12 protein-coding genes are annotated in these 14,097 nt (G+C 31.3%); 8 read left to right on the top strand and 4 right to left on the bottom strand.

Annotated features, from left to right (window positions below; all coding sequences use genetic code 11):
• Nucleotides 1-193: 193 nt before the first annotated feature.
• Complete coding sequence (locus OU788_RS09905) at nt 194-490, bottom strand: Bor family protein (protein WP_274635029.1); 297 nt, start codon at nt 488-490, stop codon at nt 194-196.
• 264 nt (nt 491-754) lie between these two features.
• The gene (locus tag OU788_RS09900) at nt 755-1,351 is read right to left on the bottom strand and encodes a Crp/Fnr family transcriptional regulator (protein ID WP_274635028.1); all 597 of its coding nucleotides are present in this window, start codon (nt 1,349-1,351) and stop codon (nt 755-757) included.
• 71 nt (nt 1,352-1,422) lie between these two features.
• On the opposite strand from OU788_RS09900, the gene OU788_RS09895 reads away from it, so the two are divergent.
• The 7 genes from OU788_RS09895 to OU788_RS09865 all read left to right on the top strand — a co-directional run bounded on the left by OU788_RS09895 (nt 1,423) and on the right by OU788_RS09865 (nt 8,867).
• Nucleotides 1,423-1,830: a group III truncated hemoglobin gene (locus OU788_RS09895; protein WP_274635027.1), complete on the top strand. Its 408-nt coding sequence runs from the start codon at nt 1,423-1,425 to the stop codon at nt 1,828-1,830.
• 82 nt (nt 1,831-1,912) lie between these two features.
• A complete protein-coding gene (locus OU788_RS09890) occupies nt 1,913-3,931 on the top strand; it encodes a VWA domain-containing protein (protein WP_274635026.1) in 2,019 nt (672 codons plus the stop codon).
• A gap of 66 nt (nt 3,932-3,997) precedes the next feature.
• Nucleotides 3,998-4,390: an acyl-CoA thioesterase gene (locus tag OU788_RS09885; protein ID WP_274635025.1), complete on the top strand. Its 393-nt coding sequence runs from the start codon at nt 3,998-4,000 to the stop codon at nt 4,388-4,390.
• Nucleotides 4,391-4,432: 42 nt separating this feature from the next.
• Nucleotides 4,433-4,771, top strand: a complete 339-nt coding sequence (locus OU788_RS09880) for a hypothetical protein (protein WP_274635024.1) — start codon at nt 4,433-4,435, stop codon at nt 4,769-4,771.
• Nucleotides 4,772-4,870: 99 nt separating this feature from the next.
• Nucleotides 4,871-7,024, top strand: a complete 2,154-nt coding sequence (locus OU788_RS09875) for a TonB-dependent receptor (protein WP_274635023.1) — start codon at nt 4,871-4,873, stop codon at nt 7,022-7,024.
• Nucleotides 7,025-7,093: 69 nt separating this feature from the next.
• A complete protein-coding gene (locus OU788_RS09870) occupies nt 7,094-8,002 on the top strand; it encodes a cation diffusion facilitator family transporter (protein WP_274635022.1) in 909 nt (302 codons plus the stop codon).
• A 34-nt stretch (nt 8,003-8,036) separates the two neighbouring features.
• Nucleotides 8,037-8,867 carry a prohibitin family protein gene (locus OU788_RS09865; RefSeq protein ID WP_274635021.1) on the top strand — a complete coding sequence of 277 codons (831 nt, stop codon included), beginning with the start codon at nt 8,037-8,039 and terminating at the stop codon, nt 8,865-8,867.
• A gap of 67 nt (nt 8,868-8,934) precedes the next feature.
• Here the strand turns inward: OU788_RS09865 and OU788_RS09860 are convergent, their stop codons facing one another.
• Both OU788_RS09860 and OU788_RS09855 read right to left on the bottom strand, forming a co-directional pair.
• Nucleotides 8,935-10,743 (bottom strand): DEAD/DEAH box helicase, encoded by a 1,809-nt coding sequence (locus tag OU788_RS09860; protein WP_274635020.1) that lies wholly within the window; start codon nt 10,741-10,743, stop codon nt 8,935-8,937.
• 120 nt (nt 10,744-10,863) lie between these two features.
• Complete coding sequence (locus OU788_RS09855) at nt 10,864-12,225, bottom strand: hypothetical protein (protein ID WP_274635019.1); 1,362 nt, start codon at nt 12,223-12,225, stop codon at nt 10,864-10,866.
• 177 nt (nt 12,226-12,402) lie between these two features.
• Here OU788_RS09855 and OU788_RS09850 point away from each other — a divergent pair, with 177 nt between their 5' ends.
• Nucleotides 12,403-14,025, top strand: coding sequence for an ABC-F family ATP-binding cassette domain-containing protein (locus tag OU788_RS09850; RefSeq protein WP_274635018.1), 1,623 nt, complete (start codon nt 12,403-12,405; stop codon nt 14,023-14,025).
• The last annotated feature ends 72 nt before the right edge of the window (nt 14,026-14,097 follow it).

The following is a 14,097-nucleotide window of genomic DNA, read 5'->3' as shown; positions in this document are numbered from 1 at the left end:
AGAATTATTTTTCCAATTAAATATCCAAATCCATATTCAGTCAATCTTTCAAAATCTGTTGTTAATATTTGGATTATATTAACTAATAATATTATGGAAATAATTACTGAAATGTAAAAAGTTGTTTTTTTCATTATTCATTTATTCAAAAGAAAGGCAATTATTAAATTGCCCTTCTTCTTTAATTCATTAACTATTTCGTTACTGTTGTGGTTGTTGGAGTATATAGTCCAAATGTTAAACCAGAAACTAATCCGTTAACAAATGATTGTCTAGTGTGAACTGTGTAATTTTCCGCACCATTTGCCATTTGTTTAGAATCAGAAACACCAACAGGAGCTAATCCATATACAACATAATGATTCCATTTAGTCGTTTGTGAATTTCCTTTTGCTCCTTCTCCTACAACACTTGTATAAGAGTAGCAAGAAGATAATAACATTGATGAAGCAAATAATATTGCCATCGTTTTCATTGAATTTTTAATCATTCTTTTTTAATTTAAATTAAACATTTATTTATATTACTCATTTTGAGTCTCGTTTGGGCATTGTTTACAACTTATTTATATACGTAATAAAATTACTGTTATATTCCCTTAACGGTAGGATAAGCGGAATTTTTAGCAATTTTTATATACTGTCAAATATAGTAAAAACCAATAAATTACCTAAAATAAAGTTATTAACGAGTTATTGGTATGTGTTAATTAATTTTATGATATACTTTATTAAATGGTCTCTTTAGGCAAGTCTTAGCGATATACCTTTCGTTTGCTAATTTTTACTTCGCCCTTTTTTTCTAAAGATTTTATTACTCGAATAACCGTTTCTACGCGCAAGCCTAAAATATCAGCTATTTGTTGTCGCGTATAGGCTACTTTAAACGAGTACTTTCCTTCAACTTTATATACATCGTCTTTTAAATAATCAATAAAGCGAAGTACTCTGTGGGCAGGCTCTTGACTCGATATTTCGGAAGCAATAATTGCTTTGTAGTACAAACGTTTTGCTAAACTTTGGGTGATTTTTAAGTGAATTTCAGGGTTGTCTTGTAGTAATTTAAACAGGTTACTTTTAGATAAGACCAAAACAGCACTGTCAGAAATAGCCACTGCATTGGCAGGATATTTTACGTCAATAAACAAAGGAGGTTCACCAAAACTTTGGTTTTTATAAAAAATTCCTTGAATAAATTCTTTACCATCATCGTTAAAATTATTCATTTTCACGGCGCCACTTACTATTTGATAGTAGTTATAAGCAGTCTGTTTTTCAGAAAAAACAAGCTGGTCTTTTTGAAAAGTTTTGGTTTCGGCGTTATATTTTAATAAGAGTTCTTTTGGAATCATTATGATTTAAGTCATAAATTGCGGTAGGCTAAAGATATACTTTTGTAACGTATTTTAACAACGATTTGTAAATGGATAAGCGAGATATTGAAAATAGAGAGGATGTGTATAAATTAGTATCAACTTTTTATAATGATAAAATTAGAAAAGATGATTTTATAGGTCCTATCTTTTTAAAAACAATACCAGAAGAAACCTGGGAACCTCATTTACAAAAACTCACCGATTTTTGGGAAACGAATTTGTTTTTTGTTAGAAAATTTAAAGGAAATCCTATGAAAGCACACAAAGAAGTGGATAGAGATTTCGGTTATTCTATCTACCAAGAACATTTCGGTCGCTGGTTACAATTATGGTTTGAAACGGTTGATGAACTTTTTGATGGTATAAAAGCTCACGAAGCCAAAGAAAGAGCACGAAACATAGCTTCTATGCTCTTTTTTAGAATGTTTGAAGACAAACCTAAAAGCACTCTTTAAAATTTAAAGAGAAAGAATGAAGTTTAGAATTTGACAATTTATTTAATAGATATTTTTATCTTCACAGACTAAAATAAGCTGAGTGGAGTCAATAACTATCATTTACATTGTATTAGCCGTTTTGATAAGCGTAGCTATTGCTTTTTTTCAATATTTCTACAAAGTAAAAAGCACTCCAAAAACACATATTTTACTTTTTGCTCTAAAAGCATTGAGTCTTTTTTTTATAGGTTTACTTTTTATCAATCCGAAGATTAAAACTTTAGAAATTGAGAACAGTAAACCAATATTGTCTCTATTGATAGATAATTCACTTTCTACGCAGTTTTTTAAAGAAGAAGAAAACGTAAGAAAAGTACTTTCTGAAATAAAGGAAGATGAAAAGATTCAAGAAAAATTTGATGTTCAATATTTTTCCTTCGGAAAAGAGGTCAGTGTTTTAGATAGTTTATCGTTTTCTGATACGCAAACTAATATTTCAAAAGCAATTACAGCTGTTAATGAGTTGAATAAAGGCAAAATTTCAACAACAGTTTTAGTTACTGATGGTAATCAAACTCAAGGAAACGATTATGAGTTTAGTACATCAACAAACAAAATATTTCCAATAATTGTAGGCGATACTACGCAGTATCAAGATATACAGATAGCTCAGCTAAATGTAAATAAATACAGCTATTTACAAAACAAATTTCCTGTAGAAGCTTTGTTGTATTATGAAGGAAAAGACAAGATAACTACTACTTTTTCGATTCTTCAAAACGGACAAAGAGTATTTTCTAAACAATTAGATTTTTCTCCTAATAATCCCACACAAACAGTCACTACGAACTTGCTGTCTAAAACAAAAGGATTACAGTATTACACAGCATCCATCAGTAAAATACCAAACGAAAAGAATACTAAAAACAACTATAAAAATTTTTCAGTTGAAGTATTTGATGAACAAACCAAGGTTTTATTATTAGGTTCTTTTTTACATCCTGATTTAGGAGCACTGAAAAAAGCGATTGAAAGTAACAAACAACGCAAGGTTGATATTGCTTTAATTCAAGACAAAAACATAAATTTTGATGATTATCAGTTGTATGTATTGTATCAACCTAACAGTTCTTTCAAAAGTGTGTTTGAGAAGATAACATCCAATTATTTAATCATTACAGGAACAAAAACCGATTGGAATTTTATTAATAGTCAAAATTTAGGAGTAGCAAAGAAAGTTATTAATCAAAAGGAGGAATATACTGCTCTCTACAATGCTGATTTCCTACCATTTTTTCAAGAAAATATAGGTTTTACACATTTTCCACCACTACAAGATAAGTTTGGAGAGGTTCAGCTGAAAAAGGAAGCACAAAGTTTATTATATCAGAAATTTGCAGGAGTAGAAACCACACAACCATTATTTACAACTTTTGAAGAGAATGATAAGAAATATGCTATGTTATTTGGTGAAGGTATTTGGAAGTGGAGAGCATCTAGTTATTTAAAAGAACAAAATTTTGAAAGTTTCGACACGTTTATAGGAAATCTAGCTCAGTATTTAGCGTCTAACAAAAAACGAAAGCGATTAGAAGTCACTTCTGAACGATTGTATCCTGCTAATGCACCTATTACGATTACTGCGTTTTATGTAGATAAAAACTACCAATTTGATAACAGAGCCAATTTAGAACTGACGTTAACAAATAAAGAAACAAAGGAGCAAAAGAAGCTACCATTTTCACTGGTAAATAACTCATATCAAGTGTCTGTTGAAGGGTTGTTGTCAGGTGATTATACCTATAAAGTTTCCGTAGTAAATCAAAATATTACGAGTTATGGTGAGTTTAAAATAACTGATTATCAGATCGAGGAGCAGTTTACGAATGCAAACCGAAAGAAGCTACAAGCATTAGCATCTAAAACAAACGGAGTAGTTTCCTATCCGAATACAACAACTCAATTATTGCAAGATTTGGTAAATGATGAAGCGTATTATACTACACAAAAGTCTACCACAAAAGAGCAAAATTTAATTGACTGGAAATGGATTTTATTTTTGATAGTTGCTTTTTTAAGTATTGAGTGGTTTATCAGAAAATACTATGGCAAAATTTAAGAAACCGATTAAAATAGATTGGTTTTTCTTCAATTCTTGCCGAAATTTGTATCAAAAGAAAAAAATATGAGATTTCATACACGTAAATGGGTAAAACCCGAAGACTTAAATCCTAACGGAACCCTTTTTGGAGGTAGATTATTACAATGGATTGATGAAGAAGTAGCCTTATATGCTATTATTCAATTAGAAATTCCGAAGACAGTAACTAAGTTTATGTCTGAAATAGATTTTGTAAGTTCAGCAAAACAAGGAGATATTATAGAAATAGGAATTGATGTGGTGAAGTTTGGAAGAACATCAATTACTCTATGCTGTGAGGTTCGTAATAAGATCACTAGAAAAACCATAATTGCAATCGATAAAATTATCATGGTAAGTTTAGATGAAGAAGGTAAGCCTTTTGCTCATGGTAAAAGTAAGATAGAATATGTTAAAGATAGGTTAGAAGAAGAGTAGCGTCTTTAAATTTTATACTTTTGTGTATCTAAAATTATTGTATTGAAAAATTTCTGCATCATATTGTTAACCTTGTTGTTAATTGTGCCTCCAGTTCAGGCGCATACTGATGCAGTAGTTTTTGTTGATGAAACCGAAGCGCATTTTGATGTATTGAACGACGAACATCAGCATGAACATCATCAAAATGATACAGAAGAAGAGAAAAACAAAGAACATCATCATCATTGTACGGTGGTGAATCTTACAGCAGAGTTTGTACCTGTTGAATATTACTTCGAAATTATTCCTTTTTTTGAAATAAGAGAAACAATTGATTTTTACCAAGTTTCTTATAACTTTTCTTTCTTAAAAGGAATTTTCCAACCACCTAGAGTTTAAATTAATTATTCAGTATTCGCTTTCAAAAAATAGAAAGCTTTATGCATCTTTTTAAAAAAAGAGATGTCTTCTTTTATATAATTAATTTAAAAATAACAGATGTTAAAAAATATAATAGTAGCAGTAGTTATCATGCTATCTGCAGTTAAAATAACAGCACAAAATTCAGTTGAATTTAAAGTGATTTCTGATGAAAAGGAGCCTATTGTAGGTGCTTCAGTGTATGTGAAAAACACGACTATTGGAGCAGAAACTAACTTAGATGGAATTGCAATTATTAACAATATTCCTAATGGAAAACAAACTTTTGTAGTATCATTTATAGGTTTTGAAACAGTCGAAAAAACTATTCAATTTCCAACAACAAAAAAGCAATTTATAATAGAACTTCATGAAGATGAAGAAACTTTAGAAGCGGTTGTAATTCAATCAACAAGAAGTAAAAGGACGATTGCTGAGATTCCTACAAGAATAGAAGTTGTCGGAGCAGAAGAATTAGGAGAAAAAGCAGTAATGAATTCAGCAAATATTGCTATGGTCCTGCGAGAAAGCACAGGAATTCAGATGCAGCAAACTTCTGCAAACTCTGCCAATCAAAGTATTCGTATTCAAGGGTTAGATGGACGTTTTACGCAATTATTAAAAGACGGATTTCCGTTATTTGGAGGTTTTTCTAGCGGATTGAGTATTATGCAAATTCCTCCGTTAGATTTGCAGCAAGTAGAAATTATCAAAGGAAGTTCTTCTACTTTATATGGTGGAGGTGCTATTGCAGGTTTGGTAAATTTGGTGTCTAAAAAACCAAAAGAAGAACGAGAAATTAGTCTAATGTTCGATCAAACTTCACGTAACGGAAGTACGTTAAATGCTTTTTATAGCGAACGTTTCAATAAATTTGGAGTTAGTTTATACGGATCTGCAAACAGACAGCAAGCTACTGATGTAAATGACGATCATTTTTCTGATATACCAAAAGTGAGAAGCTTTAGTATCAATCCGTCGTTATTTTACTATCCGAATGAAAAGGAAGAGTGGCGTTTGAATTTCGGAACGACAATAGAAGACCGTATTGGAGGCGATACCGATGTAATTGCAGGAAATATGACACCTGATCACAGTTTTTTTGAAGAAAATAAATCAGAACGCTACTCAACACAATTATCATATTCAAATGATATTTCAGAAACGAAAAGTTTTAATTTTAAAAATAGTGTGAGTTATTTCAAAAGAAATTTAACCTTGCCTGATTATGAATTTGATGGAAAACAATGGGCTACATTTACTGAAGCAACGTATAACTTGTATAATACTAGCTCTGATTGGGTTTTTGGAGGAAATATCATCACTGAAAACTTTACAGAAAATCCAACAACTAATTTAGATAGAAGTTACGAGCAGTTTACTTTTGGAGGGTTTGCTCAAAATAACTGGAGACTTTCAAACAGTTTAACTTTAGAAAGTGGCTTACGAACAGATTATAACGATCACTACGGAACATTTGTGTTGCCTAGAGCTTCTTTGTTTATTAAGTATAATGACAAGGTATCAAGTAGAATAGGAGGAGGTTTAGGATATAAAATACCTACAATTTTTACAGAAGATGCCGAATTGCGTTCGTATCAAAATGTAATGCCCATTAACCTGACCAATTTTGAAGCAGAAACGTCTATCGGATTTAATGCAGATGTAAATTATAAAAGAAGAATTTTTAATGATAATGTATCATTGTCTTTTAATCAATTAGTGTTTTATACGCAGTTAAAAAATACACTTTTATTACAAGAAAATGGAGCCAATTATGAATTTGTGAATGCTTTAAGTCGATTAAATAGTTATGGAGCAGAAACTAATTTAAAGTTGAAATACAAAGATTTTATACTGTTTACAAACTATGCTTATAACAATGTTGAAATTAACAATAATCAAAAAGCGCTGACACCAAAACATAGCTATGGTGGCGTATTAATGTATGAAGTACATGATAAATGGCGAATAGGATATGAAGCATATTACAAGAGCTCTCAATTAAGAAATAATTTAACTAAAACTCCAGATTATTGGACGATGGGCTTTATGGTAATGAGAACGTTTGGGAAAATTAGTTTGTATGCTAATTTTGAAAACTTTACAGACACCAAACAGCAAAACTATCAAGATATGATAGGAGCACCACATAACGATCCGTCTTTTACAGATATTTGGGCACCAACAGACGGATTTATTTTCAACGCAGGTATATTGGTGAAGTTATAAGAGAAAGAGGAGTTTTTTAACTCCTCTTTTTGCATCTTTTTTATACATTTAAAGTCAATTAATAAAAACATGGGACACAACCATCACCACCATTCACACGGAAGTTCAACAGAGAATATAGCCGTTGCCTTTTTCTTGAATTTAGCATTTACAATTATTGAATTTATTGGAGGTTTTTATACCAATAGCTTGGCTATTATGTCTGATGCGTTACATGACTTAGGTGATAGTTTAAGTTTAGGATTGTCATGGTATTTTCAAAAGAAATCGACTAAAAAACCGACAAAAAAATACTCGTACGGGTATAAACGGTTTTCCTTGTTAGGAGCTATCATAAACTCAATCGTATTGGTAATAGGTTCTGTATTTATTATTAAAGAAGCAATTCCAAGAATTATTACTCCAGAAAGTGCTGATGCCAAAGGAATGATGTGGTTAGCCGTTTTAGGTATCATTGTTAATGGTGCAGCTGTTCTTAAACTGAAAAAAGGAACATCAATCAATGAAAGAGTCGTATCGTTACATTTATTAGAAGATGTATTAGGTTGGGCAGTCGTTTTAGTAGCAAGTATTGTAATGCAGTTTTGGGATGTGCCAGTGTTAGACCCTATATTATCAATTGCTATTGCAGGTTTTGTATTGTTTAATGTGTATAAAAATATTAAAGAAAGTTTACGTATTATTTTACAAGGAGCGCCAGTAGGAATTTCTGTTGATGATATTAAAAAGAACTTATTGTCTTTAGAAGAAGTTGAAGGAGTGCATGATTGTCATTTATGGACAATGGATGGAGAATACAATATTTTTACGGCACATTTAATTTTAAAGGAGCGTAGCTTTTCTTGGGAAGAAGCCAAACAAATTAAACAAAAGGTAAAAAAGTTATTACATGATGATTTTCATTTAGAGCATATCACTTTAGAGTTTGAGATCTCAGCTCATGAATGTGAATATGAAAACTGCGGTTCTTTAATTTAGTTGTACATTTGAGTAGAGTATAAAACACAAAAAAATGACAAAAAATCAAGTAGAATTAAAGTTTCCTAAGTTCGGTATGTTAATACCTGTAGTAATCGTTTTAATAATTTTTATAGCGAAATCTACAGTAACCATCAATTCAGGAGAAGCAGGAGTATTGTATAAAACGTTTGGAGGAGGAGTTGTAACAGATGAACCACCGTTAGGAGAAGGATTTCACATAGTTGCTCCTTGGAACAAAGTGCATGTTTATGAAGTAAGACAACAAGAACTTTTTGAAAAGATGAAAGTATTATCTTCAAATGGGTTAGAAATTCAGATAGATGCTTCGGCATGGTATCAACCAGTTTACAACGATTTAGGGAAATTACATCAAGTATTAGGAGAAAACTATTTACAACGTGTAATTCAGCCTGCAATTCGTTCAGCTGCACGTAGTGTGGTAGGGCGTTATACACCAGAACAATTATATTCAAGCAAAAGAGATGCTATTCAAGATGAAATTTTTATTGAAACAAAAAAGATTTTAGAGTCTCAATATGTTCAGTTAAATGAAATTCTTGTTAGAGATGTAACATTGCCTTCAACCATTAAAGAAGCTATTGAGCGTAAATTAAAACAAGAGCAAGAGTCATTAGAATATGAGTTTAGATTGGTAACAGCTCAAAAAGAAGCAGAAAAACAAATTATTGAAGCAAAAGGTAAAGCTGATGCAAACAAAATTTTAAGTGCTTCATTAACTGATAAAATTTTACAAGACAAAGGAATAGAAGCTACGAATAGATTAGCTAACTCTCAAAATAGTAAAGTAGTTATTATTGGTTCTGGAAAAAGTGGAATGCCAATTATTTTAGGGAGCCAGTAATTCAATTCTATGAATCATAAATAAAAAAGCAGCTCAATGAGCTGCTGCTTTTTATTTATGATGAGTTTTAACCTCTTCTACGTTTTCTTCCGAATCCAGTAGCAGGTTTGTTATCTCCTTTTCTAGAAGAAGGTTCATTGCTACGTCTTCTACCAAACCCTTTTTTAGAATCAGAAGGCTTATCATTTCTATCACCACTTCTACGTCCTTTTCCGCTAAAATTACCTCCGCCGCTTCTACGAGGCTTTCTACCACCACCGTTACCACGATCTGTTTTTGTAATTTCTACATTTACTGAACGACCGTTAAAATCAGGTTCGTTATCAGAAAAAGCATCTAAAGTTTCTTTTTCGTAGTTCTTGTCTATTTCAAAGAAAGAAAAAGTGTCTAAAATATCAATCGCACCAATTTCAATTTTATCACCAATATTTTGATCGTTAATTAATCCGATTAATTTAGCTGGATTTAAACGGTCTTTTCTTCCTAAATTGATGAAGAAACGAGTCATATTTTCACTAGAAGAACGTCCTCTTGAATTATCTCTAGACGATAAGTTGTTCAAGTCAGGAGCATTTTCATAGTACGATAAGAAGGTGTTGAATTCTAACGAAACAAACTTCTGAATTAACTCTTCTCTGGTTAAATCTTCTAATTTTTCGTAAATACTTGGTAAAAAGTTTTCAATTTGATCTGTGTTTACTTCAGTATTATGTACTTTATCAATTAAATGAAATAATTGATTTTGACAAATTTCTTTACCGGAAGGAACAGGAGTGTGGATGAATTCCTTTTTAATAATACGCTCAATAGGACGTAATTTACCTTGTTCCTTTTTAGTAACTAATGCAATTGAAATTCCTTTGTTACCAGCTCTACCAGTTCTACCACTACGGTGGTTATAGTTTTCTATTTGGTCTGGTAATTTATGGTTAATTACGTGAGTTAGGTTATTAACATCTAAACCACGAGCAGCAACATCAGTAGCGACTAATATTTGAATATTTTTCTCACGGAATTTCTCCATTACCGAGTCACGTTGCGCTTGAGATAAATCACCATGTAACGCATCAGCATTGTAACCATCTTTAATTAAGTTGTTAGCAACTTCTTGAGTTTCTCTACGAGTTCTACAAAAAACAATTCCGTAGATATCTGGGTTTAAATCAGCAACTCTTTTTAAAGCTGGGTAACGTGTTTTTTCGGTTACTAAATAATATTCGTGACTTACATTGTCTGAACCTTGATTTTTTTGTCCTGAAGCAATTTCAACAGGATTTCTCATGTAGTTCTTAGCAATATCTTCTACTTCTCTAGGAAAAGTAGCAGAGAATAATAATGTTTGTTTGCTCTCAGGAGTAGCTTCTAAAACTTGATCTAACTCGTCTTTGAAACCCATGTTAAGCATTTCATCAGCTTCATCAAGTACTAACCACTTAACATTACCAAGTTTTAAGGCTCTTCTTTTAATTAAATCAACTGTTCTACCAGGAGTACCCACAACAATTTGGGCTCCTTTTTTAAGTTTTCTTATTTGTTCTTCAATATTAGCACCACCATAAACGGTAACCACTTTTAAGTTAGGTAAGTATTTAGAAAATTCTTCAATATTATTACCTATTTGCACCGCTAACTCACGAGTAGGAGATAGGATAATTGCTTGGGTGTGCATGCTTGTTTGATCAGCAAGCTCGATAATTGGTAAGCTGAAAGCAGCTGTTTTTCCGGTACCTGTTTGTGCAAAAGCTTTTAAATCTTCGGAAGAAGAAAGGATTTGTGGGATTGCTTTTTCTTGAATTACTGTTGGCTTTTCGTAACCTAAATCGGTCAACGCCTTATTGATAGGTTCTTGCAAACCTAAATCTAAAAATGTAGACATACTGTGTTTTTAGAGAACTCACAGATGCCCCTCCGCGAATTCTATTAATATTATTAATCGTTAATTACGATTTTTTTTGGACGGTGCAAAAGTACACTAAATAAAATGAATAGCAGCTAACTATTTTAAATTTTGTAAGTTATTGATTTCTTGGTTGATACTTGAAGAAGATAAGCTAGTATATCCATTTTGGATAATTCCATTTTTATCAACTAAAACCAAACGAGAAAACTTGCTCGAAGAATATTCACAAGTTGGGCTTTCTTCTGGAAGCGTGTATTGATATTTAATATCAATATTTTTAGTGTATCTTCTAGAGGTATCGCATAGGTTTACTAAAACAAAATTAACATCAGGGTTATTTTTGATTAAGTGATTAAACCTAGAAGACACCCAGTCGTCAGAGGCATATTTATAATTTTTAAATAAAACGACTGTATTCTTTCCTTTAGCAACATTTTTAATATCAACAAGTCCTCCATCAGCTGAAATTAAATCAAAAGAAGGAAGTGTTTCACCCTTATTTAAGAGTTTTAAATCGTTAATTAAACGTTGTATAGTTTTCTTTTGCTCGTTGTCGGTATTAAGTTTAAAGAAGGTAAAGAAAGTTTCATTTTTCTTTTCGTAGTTAGGTTCTTTAAAAAAGTGACCAACAACTGCGTTATATAATAATCTGTTTTTAACTTCTTCGGAATCAATATTTTTATCAATTGAATTAAGTAGTTCTACTGTAAAATTATCTAATTTCTTAACGCTGTTTTTTTGATATACATCGTTGTATATTTTTTCGATTATAAATCTATAATACGGACCAAAAAACATTAAGGAATCATTACAAACATCAGTTTTAGTACGATAGCTATAGTAAGAGTTAGCTAAAGTTTGAGGTTCTTTTTTTGTAGCATTTTTAATAGCGTACTTTTCTAAGTTTGTATATATTGGGTAGTTTAAAGCAATATCTAAAAGGTTAGAAAACTTTGCAGAAGGGTTTAAGTCGCTTTCATTGTGTTTTGTTAAAATGGCATCCTTAATCTGTTTTAAAGAATCCATTTTTCGAGTAAAGTGATTTTGTGGTAAATGAAAGTATCTTGCAATTGCTTTTTCATCTTGTTCATACTGTAAAAAAGCTTCTATCAATAAGTTGTTTTTTTCTGCATTACTACCGCTAAAAACTAAAGATTCATCAAAATCCCACGTATTTAGCCTGATTAAAGTGCTATCAGAAGGTTGTAAGAACACGTATTGATGCTCATTACCATGATAAAAAATATACAATCCTTCTTTAATATTGGTGTAATTTCCTAAAAAGGTATTATTCTTATTTAAAGGAATTGTGTCTTTAAATTCGTAATTGTCTGATAAAATAACGAAGTCAGATTTAGGATTGATAATTTTACCCCCAAAATAGGTAGGTTTTTGATTATCAGAATTTTTACATCCAATAAGTGTAACTAATAAGAGAGGTATTAAATACTTAATCATGCTTGAAATTACCCTAAATATCAATGCTCAAAAATAGAGAACTCTTCTTAATAAGGCTGTTAATTCGCTGTTAAAATGAATTAAAAAGTCTCAAAAGTAATATGTTAAAAACTTTCATGCAAATTCTTTTATACTCTTTAGTTTTTATACTTTTGCACGGAATTTAAAATACTATACATGTTATCAGTTTCTAATTTATCAGTTCAGTTTGGAAAACGTGTTTTGTTTGATGAAGTAAACACAAAGTTTACACAAGGAAATTGCTACGGAATTATCGGAGCAAATGGAGCAGGAAAATCTACTTTTTTAAAGATTTTATCAGGAAAACAAGAACCTACTTCTGGTCAAGTTCATTTAGAACCAGGAAAAAGAATGTCTGTATTAACACAGGATCACTACGCTTTTGATGAATATACAGCTTTAGAAGCAGTATTAATGGGGAACAAAGAACTGCATAAAATTAAGTCGGAAATAGATGCATTGTATGCTGATTATACTGATGAAAATGCAGAGAAAATTGGTGAGTTACAAGTTCGTTTTGAAGAAATGGACGGGTGGAACGCTGATGCTTCAGCTGCAAGCTTACTATCAAACTTAGGGATTAAAGAAGAAGATCATTATACTTTATTATCTGAGTTAGATTCGAAGAAAAAAGTACGTGTATTATTAGCACAAGCGTTGTTTGGAAATCCTGATGTATTAATCATGGATGAGCCTACCAACGACTTAGATTTTGAAACAATTGCTTGGTTAGAGAATTTCTTAGCAAATTATGATAACACCGTAATCGTAGTATCGCACGACCGTCACTTCTTAGATGCAGTTTGTACACATATTTCTGACATCGATTTTGGAAAAATCAACCATTTTTCTGGTAACTATACATTCTGGTACGAATCTTCTCAGTTAGCAGCTAAACAAAGAGCTCAACAAAACAAAAAAGCAGAAGATAAAAAGAAAGAATTAGAAGAGTTTATCCGTCGTTTCTCTGCAAACGTTGCAAAGTCTAAACAAGCAACTTCTCGTAAGAAGATGATTGAGAAATTAAATGTAGATGAAATTAAGCCTTCTTCACGTCGTTACCCTGCTATTATTTTTGAAAGAGATAGAGAAGCAGGAGATCAGATTTTAAATATTGAAGGTTTATCAAAAAAGGATGCAGAAGGAGAGTTGTTATTTTCAAATGTAGATATTAACTTAAATAGAGGAGATAAAGTAGCTGTTATTTCTAAAAATTCAAAAGCGACTACTGCTTTTTATCAAGTAATTTCAGGAAATGAAGAAGCTGATTCAGGGAAATATAATTGGGGAGTAACTACTACACAATCATATTTGCCAGCTGATAACTCTGAATATTTCCAAAATGGAGAATTGAATTTAGTAGATTGGTTACGTCAATATGCTCAAACTGAAGAAGAGCGAGAAGAAGTTTTCTTAAGAGGTTTCTTAGGGAAAATGATTTTCTCTGGAGAAGAGGCATTAAAAAAGAGTGATGTATTATCAGGAGGAGAAAAAGTACGTTGTATGTTGTCTCGTATGATGATGACTAGAGCGAACATTTTAATGTTAGACGAACCAACTAACCACCTAGACTTAGAATCTATTCAGGCATTAAACAACTCGTTAATTAACTTTAAAGGAACTGTATTATTTACCACGCATGATCACGAGTTTGCACAAACGGTTGCTAATAGAATTATAGAAATTACACCAAAAGGAATCATCGATAAATATTCAACTTTTGATGATTATTTAGATGATCCGAAGGTAAAAGAATTAAGAGAACAAATGTATTCTTAATACTGAGTCGTCCTAAAATAGGTTGACAGTTTTTATAAAGTATTAATTAAACCTTTGAAGCTAGCTTCAAAG

This window comes from Tenacibaculum sp. L6 (genome assembly GCF_028823685.1).
In the GTDB taxonomy this organism is placed as follows: domain Bacteria; phylum Bacteroidota; class Bacteroidia; order Flavobacteriales; family Flavobacteriaceae; genus Polaribacter.
This window is presented reverse-complemented; position numbering and strand designations above follow the sequence as displayed.

Coding starts and splice junctions, on each gene's coding strand:
- OU788_RS09900 (WP_274635028.1), bottom strand. CDS start 1,351: ATGATTCCAAAAGAACTCTTATTAAAATATAACGCCGAAACCAAAACT.
- OU788_RS09885 (WP_274635025.1), top strand. CDS start 3,998: ATGAGATTTCATACACGTAAATGGGTAAAACCCGAAGACTTAAATCCT.
- OU788_RS09895 (WP_274635027.1), top strand. CDS start 1,423: ATGGATAAGCGAGATATTGAAAATAGAGAGGATGTGTATAAATTAGTA.
- OU788_RS09865 (WP_274635021.1), top strand. CDS start 8,037: ATGACAAAAAATCAAGTAGAATTAAAGTTTCCTAAGTTCGGTATGTTA.
- OU788_RS09860 (WP_274635020.1), bottom strand. CDS start 10,743: ATGTCTACATTTTTAGATTTAGGTTTGCAAGAACCTATCAATAAGGCG.
- OU788_RS09875 (WP_274635023.1), top strand. CDS start 4,871: ATGTTAAAAAATATAATAGTAGCAGTAGTTATCATGCTATCTGCAGTT.
- OU788_RS09855 (WP_274635019.1), bottom strand. CDS start 12,225: ATGATTAAGTATTTAATACCTCTCTTATTAGTTACACTTATTGGATGT.
- OU788_RS09870 (WP_274635022.1), top strand. CDS start 7,094: ATGGGACACAACCATCACCACCATTCACACGGAAGTTCAACAGAGAAT.
- OU788_RS09905 (WP_274635029.1), bottom strand. CDS start 490: ATGATTAAAAATTCAATGAAAACGATGGCAATATTATTTGCTTCATCA.
- OU788_RS09850 (WP_274635018.1), top strand. CDS start 12,403: ATGTTATCAGTTTCTAATTTATCAGTTCAGTTTGGAAAACGTGTTTTG.